Source organism: Deltaproteobacteria bacterium GWA2_45_12 (assembly GCA_001797365.1).
Lineage (GTDB): Bacteria > UBA10199 > UBA10199 > UBA10199 > UBA10199 > UBA10199.
Window position 1 is genome coordinate 27,787 of record MGPH01000021.1, and the last position, 8,698, is coordinate 36,484.

The 8,698-nt window shown below is 44.0% G+C and carries 8 protein-coding genes and 2 pseudogenes (2 of these 10 running past the window's edge); 8 read left to right on the forward strand and 2 right to left on the reverse strand.

The window, feature by feature from the left end:
• The 7 genes and pseudogenes from A2048_05255 to A2048_05285 form a co-directional block, all read left to right on the forward strand.
• Nucleotides 1-390, forward strand: a pseudogene (locus tag A2048_05255) (hypothetical protein); it begins 336 nt to the left of the window's first position.
• Nucleotides 391-455: 65 nt separating this feature from the next.
• Nucleotides 456-1,328 (forward strand): 4-hydroxy-tetrahydrodipicolinate synthase, encoded by an 873-nt coding sequence (locus A2048_05260; GenBank protein OGP09832.1) that lies wholly within the window; start codon nucleotides 456-458, stop codon nucleotides 1,326-1,328.
• Nucleotides 1,329-1,407: 79 nt separating this feature from the next.
• Nucleotides 1,408-2,214, forward strand: a complete 807-nt coding sequence (locus A2048_05265) for a 4-hydroxy-tetrahydrodipicolinate reductase (GenBank protein OGP09833.1) — start codon at nucleotides 1,408-1,410, stop codon at nucleotides 2,212-2,214.
• Between the two features lie 11 nt (nucleotides 2,215-2,225).
• Nucleotides 2,226-3,866: a hypothetical protein gene (locus A2048_05270; GenBank protein OGP09834.1), complete on the forward strand. Its 1,641-nt coding sequence runs from the start codon at nucleotides 2,226-2,228 to the stop codon at nucleotides 3,864-3,866.
• A 188-nt stretch (nucleotides 3,867-4,054) separates the two neighbouring features.
• Complete coding sequence (locus A2048_05275) at nucleotides 4,055-4,603, forward strand: hypothetical protein (GenBank protein OGP09835.1); 549 nt, start codon at nucleotides 4,055-4,057, stop codon at nucleotides 4,601-4,603.
• Complete coding sequence (locus A2048_05280; protein ID OGP09836.1) at nucleotides 4,570-6,180, forward strand: hypothetical protein; 1,611 nt, start codon at nucleotides 4,570-4,572, stop codon at nucleotides 6,178-6,180. Before A2048_05275 ends, A2048_05280 begins: the two co-directional genes overlap by 34 nt.
• Entirely contained in the window at nucleotides 6,180-7,262 is a 1,083-nt protein-coding gene (locus A2048_05285; protein OGP09837.1) for a hypothetical protein, read from the forward strand. The genes A2048_05280 and A2048_05285 overlap by 1 nt, the downstream gene beginning before the upstream one ends.
• On the opposite strand, the gene A2048_05290 is transcribed toward A2048_05285, so the two are convergent.
• Together A2048_05290 and A2048_05295 are read right to left on the reverse strand one after the other, a co-directional pair.
• Nucleotides 7,263-7,781: a hypothetical protein gene (locus A2048_05290; protein ID OGP09838.1), complete on the reverse strand. Its 519-nt coding sequence runs from the start codon at nucleotides 7,779-7,781 to the stop codon at nucleotides 7,263-7,265. It lies immediately after the preceding gene.
• Nucleotides 7,782-8,273, reverse strand: coding sequence for a hypothetical protein (locus A2048_05295; protein ID OGP09839.1), 492 nt, complete (start codon nucleotides 8,271-8,273; stop codon nucleotides 7,782-7,784).
• Between the two features lie 113 nt (nucleotides 8,274-8,386).
• On the opposite strand from A2048_05295, the pseudogene A2048_05300 reads away from it, so the two are divergent.
• A pseudogene (locus tag A2048_05300) lies at nucleotides 8,387-8,698 on the forward strand (hypothetical protein); it runs 420 nt beyond the window's last position.

Consider the following 8,698-nt stretch of genomic DNA (forward strand, 5'->3'; position numbering starts at 1 on the left):
GAAGAGTATCGAATTACCTGTGTTTCGATGGGAAATCCCCACTGTGTTGTTTTTGTGAGTGATGTTGATTTGTTTCCCGTTGAAACAATGGGCCCAAAATTTGAAGACCATATTTTTTTCCCAAACAGGATCAATGTTGAATTTATTCAGGTGATTGACCGTAAAAACATCAAAATGCGTGTCTGGGAAAGAGGCTCCGGAGAGACTCTGGCCTGTGGTACAGGGGCATGTGCCGCGACAGTGGCCAGTATTTTAAATAGCAAGGTCGAAAGAAACATTAAGGTACATTTAAGAGGGGGTGTTTTGGAAATTTTTTGGGATGAGGATGATGACCGTGTCTGGATGACGGGTCCGGCCACAACGGTATTCGAAGGAGAAATAAATATGTAGGGGCGGGGTGACCCCGCCCGTACGCGTAGGGGCAGACCCATGTGTCTGCCTACGAGGAGAAAATTATGTTCACAGGTTCCATGGTCGCCATTGTCACTCCGTTTAAAAACGGGTCGATTGATGAGGGGGCACTCAGAAAATTAATTGATCGTCAAATCGAAAATGGCACGTCGGTCATCGTTCCTTGCGGGACAACAGGGGAATCGGCCACATTAACGCATCAAGAACATGATCGCGTCATTGCCATTACAATCGAGCAGGTAAATAAACGTGTTAAAGTGTTGGCCGGTGCCGGGTCTAATGCCACCCACGAAGCAGTCAGGCTTAACAAAGCGGCCCAAAAACTGGGTGCCGATGGCACACTGCACATCACTCCTTATTACAACAAGCCAACCCAGGAGGGTTTGTATCAGCATTTTAAGGCGGTGGCCGCGTCGGCTGACATCCCTGTTGTTTTATACAATGTGCCAGGACGTACCGCGGTGAATATGCTTCCTGAAACGGTGGCCCGGCTGTCCAAAATTGATGCCATCGTGGGCATTAAAGAAGCCTCAGGTTCTTTGGAACAGATGAAAAAAATTATCGAAATGTGCCCCAAAAAATTTGAAATATTATCCGGTGAAGATGCACTGACCCTTGACATGATGAAGCTGGGGGCTTGCGGGGCCATTTCGGTCACCGCCAATGTGGTCCCCAAAGAATGCGCCCAGCAGGATCGTCTTGTGCGCGAGGGGAAGATTGCAGAAGCTGAAAGCTTGCATCAGAAATTACTGCCACTTCATCAGGCCATGTTTTTTGAAACCAATCCCATTCCCGTGAAAGCCGCCCTGGCCATGATGGGGCTTATTTCCGAGGAATACCGTCTTCCCTTGGTACCCATGGGGGCGGTGAATCGGGAAAGATTGAAGAAGGTATTGGAGGGGTTGGGAATTATTTAATGCTCGTCGCTCGTGAACTCGAGTGCTCGTCATACGGGTTCACGAGCGACGAGCGACGAGTTCACGAGCGACTCAAAATATGCCAACAAACATCATCATTACCGGGGCCATGGGGCGTATGGGGAAAACCCTCGTGAGTGAGGTTTTAAGTTCCTCCAAATTAAAATTGGTGGGAGCTACCGAACATTCACGGCATTCTGCTTCGGGGCAGGATGTGGGGCTTTTATCCGGCACGCAAAAATTAAATGTCCCTCTTGTTTCTTCTTTGACCGAAATTTCATCTGCGGGTCAAACCGTGGTTGTTGATTTCACATCACCCGAGGCGAGTCTTGAAAACGTTAAACTTGCCATCCAAAAAAAATGGGCCATGGTCATTGGGACCACCGGTTTTGATCAGGAAGGGGAAGTAGCCATTGGAAATGCTTCCAAAAAAATCCCCATTGTCAAAGCCTCAAATATGAGTGTGGGTATCAATGTGATGCTCCAACTTGTGACAGAAGCGGCCACTCTTTTGGGTGATTCCTTTGACATTGAAATTTTAGAGGCCCATCACAAGCTTAAAAAAGATGCCCCTTCAGGCACCGCGGTGAGTTTGGCCCGGGTTTTGGCTGAAGCTACGGGTAAAAAATATCCCAATGATTTCAATTTTGGACGTAAAGGCTTAATTGGTGAACGCCCACAGGGAGAGATTGGAATGCAAGTGATTCGTGGTGGGGATATTGTAGGAGATCATACAGTGATATATTGCGGAATCGGTGAACGTGTCGAAATCAAGCACATTGCCACTAGCCGGGCTACCTTTGCCAAGGGAGCGCTACGTGCGGCGGGGTGGTTACAAAAACAAAAACCAGGCCTCTATGATATGCGGGATGTGTTGGGGATGTAGGGGCGAAATTTATGTTTCATTCAAAAAGAATATTTCTTTTGCTTCTTGTGGGGATTCTTTCTTTTTCTGCCTGTGGGGGCAAAAAAGGGGCCCAACCATCTTCGTCAAAAAAAAACAAGCCGACTTCCACCAAAGCCATATCTGACAAGGGAAATAGCCTGTACTATTATCTTGTATCCGAGTTACAGGCCTATCAGGGGAGTGCGCAAAACAGTTTGTTTTATCTCGACAAGGCTTTTAAAAAAGATTCATCTTCTTCCTATCTAGCCCTTCAAAAAGCCTATGAATTAGCCCATGGGAACAAATTGGATGGAGCTCTTGAGCTGGCTCTCAAGGTTTATGAAAAGCATCCTGATGATGTTGAATTGAATCTTCTTCTGGGTAAGATTTGTTCGGCCAAGCAATTCCATGACAAGGCCGTTATTTATTACAATAAAGCGATTAAATTAGATCCCAAGCGTGAAGATGCTTACCAGTTATTGGCAAGACAATACTTGTCGGTAAGTCAGGTGCCCCAAGCGATAGCGACCTTGGAATATTTTTTAAAAATTGATTCCGGGTCACTGGCTACACGTTATTTTTTGGCCAATATTTATACAACTGAAAAGGAATTTTCCAAGGCCCTTCGCCAATACGAAATTCTGACAGATTTAAATCCGGATGACCCAAAAATTTATGCCTTTATGGGTGAGGTTTATCTGGCGCAAAAAGATTACTCCAAGGCCCTCGATGCTTTTTTGAAGCTAAAACAGTTGGTTCCCAGTGATATGTCGGTGGATATAAAAATTGCCCTTCTTTATTATGAACAAAAGGATTTTGCCCATGCCATTGAAATATTTCAGGGGTTACATCAACAAAATCCAAAGGCGGATCGCATCATTTATTATTTGGGAATCCTAAACCAGGAAGCCAAAAACACCGAGGCGGCACTTTCCTGGTTTGCCCAAATGCCATCGACATCCGATTTGTTTATTGAAAGTGTGGCCAGGCAAGCCCTTCTCCTTAAAAATGACAAAAAACTTGATGAAGCTATTTCAGTTGTCAATGCCGCTTTGGCCAAAAAGAATAAGCAGCCTTCTTTTTATGACATGCTTTCTTCACTTTATGCCTCCAAGAAAGAATATCAAAAAGCTTTGGACATCTTGAAGACGGGGTTGGCGGCTGTTCCCCATAACGAACAACTTTATTTTGTCATGGGGGTTACCTATGAAAAAATGGGGCAGTGGAAGGAGAGCATCGAGAGCATGAAGAAGGTTTTGGAAGCCAATCCTTCCAATGTTCAGGCACTTAATTTTGTAGGTTATACTTATGCTGAACAAAACATGAATCTTGATGAAGCTTTAAGTCTTGTCCAGAAAGCACTTCAACTAAAGCCAGGGGATGGTTTTATGATTGACAGCCTTGGATGGGTTTATTTCAGAAAAGGTAATATTGAGGAAGCGCTTATCCATCTTGAAAAAGCCAACAAGTTAACTCCCAAGGAGCCCACCATTTTGGAACATTTGGGAGATGTTTACCTGTTTAAAAAAGACAAGAGAAAAGCCCTTTCCTATTTTGAACAGGCTCTTTTTGAACTGGGTAAAAAAGAAGAAAAGGATGTTTCTGAAGAAGCCCAAATAAGAAAAATTCAGGAAAAAATAGGAAGCTTATAATGGGATACCTTAACAGTCTGTTGACAAAGTCCCGGTTCATGGTTCGACGGGGCTCACCATGTCCAATTAAAATATTGAAAAATAAAGGATACCCTGCCTGCCCGCCTTTGGAGGGAGCTTGTCCTGCACACGGGGTCCCGCTACGCGGTGGTCGAAGGGTCAATTTGATTTGTCAACAGACTGTTAAGTTGACTTTTCTTGTCTTTTTCCCCTTTTTTTCTATTTTCGCCCTACAGGTGTTTGCGGCTTCTTCCCTAACAACCCTGAAAGGACATGCTGTTTTTAGCTGGAAACATGGGGGTAAAAGCCATGTCTTTGATCAGGCCGTTTCAATTGAGAGTGATGGGGGAGCCATTTTCCAAGCCATCGATGATTTTGGACAAACCCTTTTTACCGTTGGGTTTGACTCGAAAAATACTTACCTGATGCCTGCCGGAGAACCCGATAATGCCGTTGAAACAAGTTTCAAGAAAATTTCCTCGTTGTCGTTAAGTGGAAGTGAGTTTGTCTCTCTTTTGTTGTATCGTCTACCTCTAGATGAAAAGTTCAAACCATTTTCTGATGAGTCAGGGCGTCTTGTCCGGGTCGAAAAAAAAGGCCCCAAGAAAGTGGTGATCTCCTTCCTTGATTTTAAAAATGTGGATGGGATAACCTACCCGCATACCATCAGGATGGTTTCAGGAAAAACCATCCTTACCTTTTCATGGAAAAAACTGAATTTCCACGCTGCAAAATAAAATTCTCCAAGGGGGCCTGTTTAAGCCTTCTGTTGTTTGTTTTTTTTCTCCAATGTTCCTCGAATATCCTTATTCCCCCCTCTACGCTTATTGAAAGCCTTGGAGCCGAACCGGATACTTTAAATCCCATACTGGCTACTGACGCCTATGCCTCGTCCATTAATAGTCTGGTTTTTGATTCACTTCTGGAGCGTGACCGGGACACGCTTGAACTGAAACCGAAGCTGGCTGAGAAATTTGTGATTAGCCCGGACCATTTGCAATATACCTTTTATTTGCGCCGCGATGTTACCTGGCATGATGGGCAACCCTTTACCGCAGATGACGTGGTGTATTCGTTTCAGAAAATTCTGGATCCCAAAATCAAGGCGGCCCATATTCGTGGCTATTTTCTGGATGCCGGGATTTCAAAAATTGAGAAAGTGGATGATTTTACGGTGCGGTTTGTGTCCACCAAACCTTATTTCAAGGCTTTAAGCGTTTGTGGGGATATCCCCCTTATTCCCAAACATGTTTATGATGGCAGGGTCGATTTTGAACAAAACCCGGCCAACCGACATCCCATTGGAATAGGGCCCTACCGCTTTGCCGGGTGGAGAACGGGCAAAAAGATGTCCTTAGAACGATATGAAAATTATTGGGGAACAAAACCCCCTATTAAACGTATTGAATATCCCATTATTGCCGATATCACCGTAGCCCTTCAGGTGTTGAAAAAAGGGGAACTGGATACGGCCTCGCTTCGTCCCATCCAGTGGATGAAGGAAACAAATTCCGAAAAATTTGAAAAACAGTTTTACAAATTAAAATATGTGTCTCCGGGGTTTAGTTATATCGGGTGGAATACCAAAGCGGTTTATTTTGATGACAAGCGGGTCAGACAGGCCATGACAAACCTGGTAGACAGGCAAAAACTTTTGGAGAAACTCAATTTTGGTTTGGGGCGTGTTGTGGTGGGGCCTTTTTTCATTGAATCACCAGCGTATAACCGCGATCTTGTGCCCCATGCTTACAATCCGGAACAGGCCAAGAAACTGCTTGATGAGGCAGGGTGGGTGGACAGTAACGATGATGGTGTCCGTGATAAAAACGGAAAGAATTTCGAATTTACTTTTTTATATCCTTCGGCTTCAAAATCAGCGGAACGTGTGGCCACTATTTTAAAAGAAGATCTCCAAAAAGTTGGCCTAGTGATGCATATTGAAAAAATGGAGTGGGCCGCTTTTTTGGATCGTATTGATAAAAAGAATTTTGATGCCACCATGATGGGTTGGTCCACGGGTTTTGAAGATGACCCCTACCAGATTTGGCATTCATCCCAGGCAAGTGTCCCTGGGGGATCCAATTTCATTTCTTACTCCAATGCAGAGGCCGATCATCTTATTGAAAAAGCCCGCCAGGAATTTAATGAAAAAGAACGCAACAAGCTTTATTGGCGTTTTCAGGAAATTTTATATGATGAACAACCCTATACTTTTTTGTTTTCAAGTGATGCTCTGGTTGTTGTTTCAAAACGTTTCTCGAATGTGATTGTTCATAAAGCGGGGCTGGATATAAGGGAGTGGGTACCGAATTAATGTTCCAATACATCCTTAAACGCCTATCGATTATGATTCCCACGCTTCTCGGGATTACTTTGCTTACTTTTTTCATCATGAAATTAGCCCCGGGGGATCCTGTGACATTGAAATTGATGTTTGTAGGAGAAGGAGTTTCCCCCCAGGCGTTAGCTGAGGCCCTTGCCAGCAAGGAAGATCCCCTTGAATTGCCTTCTTGGTATAAACACTTTGTTGATGAAGTGGCCGGGACAGGAAAAACAGAAGAGGGAAAACTTGAAAAGACACTTAACTGGATTGGGAAAAACACCTTATTTTATGGAAAATGGCTCAAAAATATCTTGAAGCTTGATTTTGGTCTTTCAAGCAAGGATAAAAGGCCTGTTCTTTCCCGCATTCTTGAAGCACTTCCCATCACTCTTACCCTTAATATTTTAACCATTTTGATCATTTATTTTATTTCGATCCCCTTGGGAGTGTGGTCGGCCCTTAAGGATGGCACGGTGTGGGACAAGGCCATGATGGTTTATCTGTTTTTGCTTTATTCCCTTCCCAGTTTTTGGGTGGCCACCATGTTGCTTGTTTATTTTGCCGGCGGCGAATATTTCAATTGGTTCCCGCTGAGAGGCTATGTTTCTGACGGAGCCGAGATTCTTCCCTGGTGGCAATGGCTTGCCAATGTGGCGTGGCATTTGGTGTTGCCGATCACGGCCTATGTTGTGGGCAGTTTTGCTTTTCTTGCACGGTTTTCAAAAACAAATTTTCTGGAAGTGATTCGTCAGGATTATGTGCGCACGGCCCGAGCCAAGGGGTTGGGGGAGAGCAGGGTTTTATGGAAGCACGCGTTCCGAAACTCCATGATTCCCCTTGTGACCTTAATGGGGGGGCTTCTTCCGGCTTTGTTGGGGGGCTCGGTGATTATTGAACAAATTTTTTCAATTCCCGGTATGGGCATGCTTTCTTTTGAGGCAGTGTTAAGCCGGGATTACAATCTTATCATGGGGATCGAAGCCATTTCCGCCATCTTAACCCTTTTTGGTTTGTTGTTATCGGATTTATTTTATGTTGTTGTGGATCCGAGGATTAGTTTTGAAGGGAAATAATTATTTTTTGCCCAGCAATTCTTCCAGGGCATAGAGGGTTTTTTGAGGGAAACGTTCCAAGGGATAAAATTGTGTGACGATGTTCAAAGCTTCTTTGTAATCTGTGATATTACAAAACCTCAAAAGATAACGGATATCATCGAGGTCGTGGAACTCCTCCCCGATTCGCATGGCCAGACATTTCATTGCCAGAAGATAATCGGGTTTGGCTGTAAAGATTTTCAAGTGACTTAATTCAAGATAGTTTTGAAATTTTCCTTTGGGGCTTAAAAAACCTTTTACGCCATCATTTAACCAGTTTTCTGAAAAGCCGGCTTTAAGCCCCACTTTTTTAGCGGCTTCCCGTAGATGTGTTGCGGGTTCAAAATAACCATCCACATCGTGTGTGGAAGGACGTTCCTTAAATACAAGGCACATCACAGCTCCGCCCACCAAACAGACTTCTCCCTTGATGGATTTTTTTTTCAACTCATCATTTAAAAAGTCGAACAATTTTAAAATATCTTTTTCTGTAAGCATTTAAATGCGATCCCCCAAACTTGAATCAATAAAAATATTTCGATTGCGAAAAGGAACCGGAGAATGGGTTAAAAGATGAAGCCGTAACGATAGTAACTCTGTGCCAAAAACAGGTTTTTCCAGGGAAGGGATGGTCATGATCCATTCCGGGGGAGGCACGTTTTTGATGGAAGCGGCATATTCAACCATGGCAGCCAAATAATTAAGCCAGTAGGGGGTGAGTTTTGCCAGTGGTGGTTCGGAGCTTATTTTAGAAAACTCTTGAGAGGAAGTTCTTGTGAGCACATCGTTAATGTCTGCAAGGACAAATTGCGGGTTTTGGCTTGAAGCCAGTTGTTTTACAAGCTGTTGCCATTTTTCTTTTTGAGGCGGGAAAATCTGCTCCAGTATCCATTCGGACATGCCCATTTTGGCTTTTTTCGAAAGCCCATAAAGGGCTTTTTTTTCTTTTTGACTGACCCTCATCTGAATATGGGTTGTTTTGCCTGCCATGTTTTGAGTATGAATATGTTTGGTGATAATGTCAATACATATGTCATGACATTAATAAGCTCGTGGTCAGAAATCGCTTTGATATTCTCTAAAAATAAGGAATTGAAGGACTTATGGCATCGCAAATACTCATCATTGCAGGTCATGATTCTTCCGGGCATGCGGGGTTGGTGCGTGATGTGTCCGTTGTAAGCTCCAAGGGTTTTTGGCCTGCTGTGGTTCTTACGGCGCTTACCGTTCAAAGTAAGACGCGTTTTTTTTCATCCCGGGTGGTTTCAAAATCTTTTTTGAAGCAGCAATTACAGTCATGGAGTTCTGTAAACCAGTTCTCGGCTGTAAAAATCGGGATGTTGGGGGATGGCTCCATTGTCAAAACAGTGGCAGGTTTTCTTTCCCGAAGAAAAATCCCTGTTGTTCTTGACCCC

Coding starts and splice junctions, on each gene's coding strand:
- A2048_05270 (OGP09834.1), top strand. CDS start 2,226: ATGTTTCATTCAAAAAGAATATTTCTTTTGCTTCTTGTGGGGATTCTT.
- A2048_05260 (OGP09832.1), top strand. CDS start 456: ATGTTCACAGGTTCCATGGTCGCCATTGTCACTCCGTTTAAAAACGGG.
- A2048_05285 (OGP09837.1), top strand. CDS start 6,180: ATGTTCCAATACATCCTTAAACGCCTATCGATTATGATTCCCACGCTT.
- A2048_05265 (OGP09833.1), top strand. CDS start 1,408: ATGCCAACAAACATCATCATTACCGGGGCCATGGGGCGTATGGGGAAA.
- A2048_05290 (OGP09838.1), bottom strand. CDS start 7,781: ATGCTTACAGAAAAAGATATTTTAAAATTGTTCGACTTTTTAAATGAT.
- A2048_05280 (OGP09836.1), top strand. CDS start 4,570: ATGGAAAAAACTGAATTTCCACGCTGCAAAATAAAATTCTCCAAGGGG.
- A2048_05295 (OGP09839.1), bottom strand. CDS start 8,273: ATGGCAGGCAAAACAACCCATATTCAGATGAGGGTCAGTCAAAAAGAA.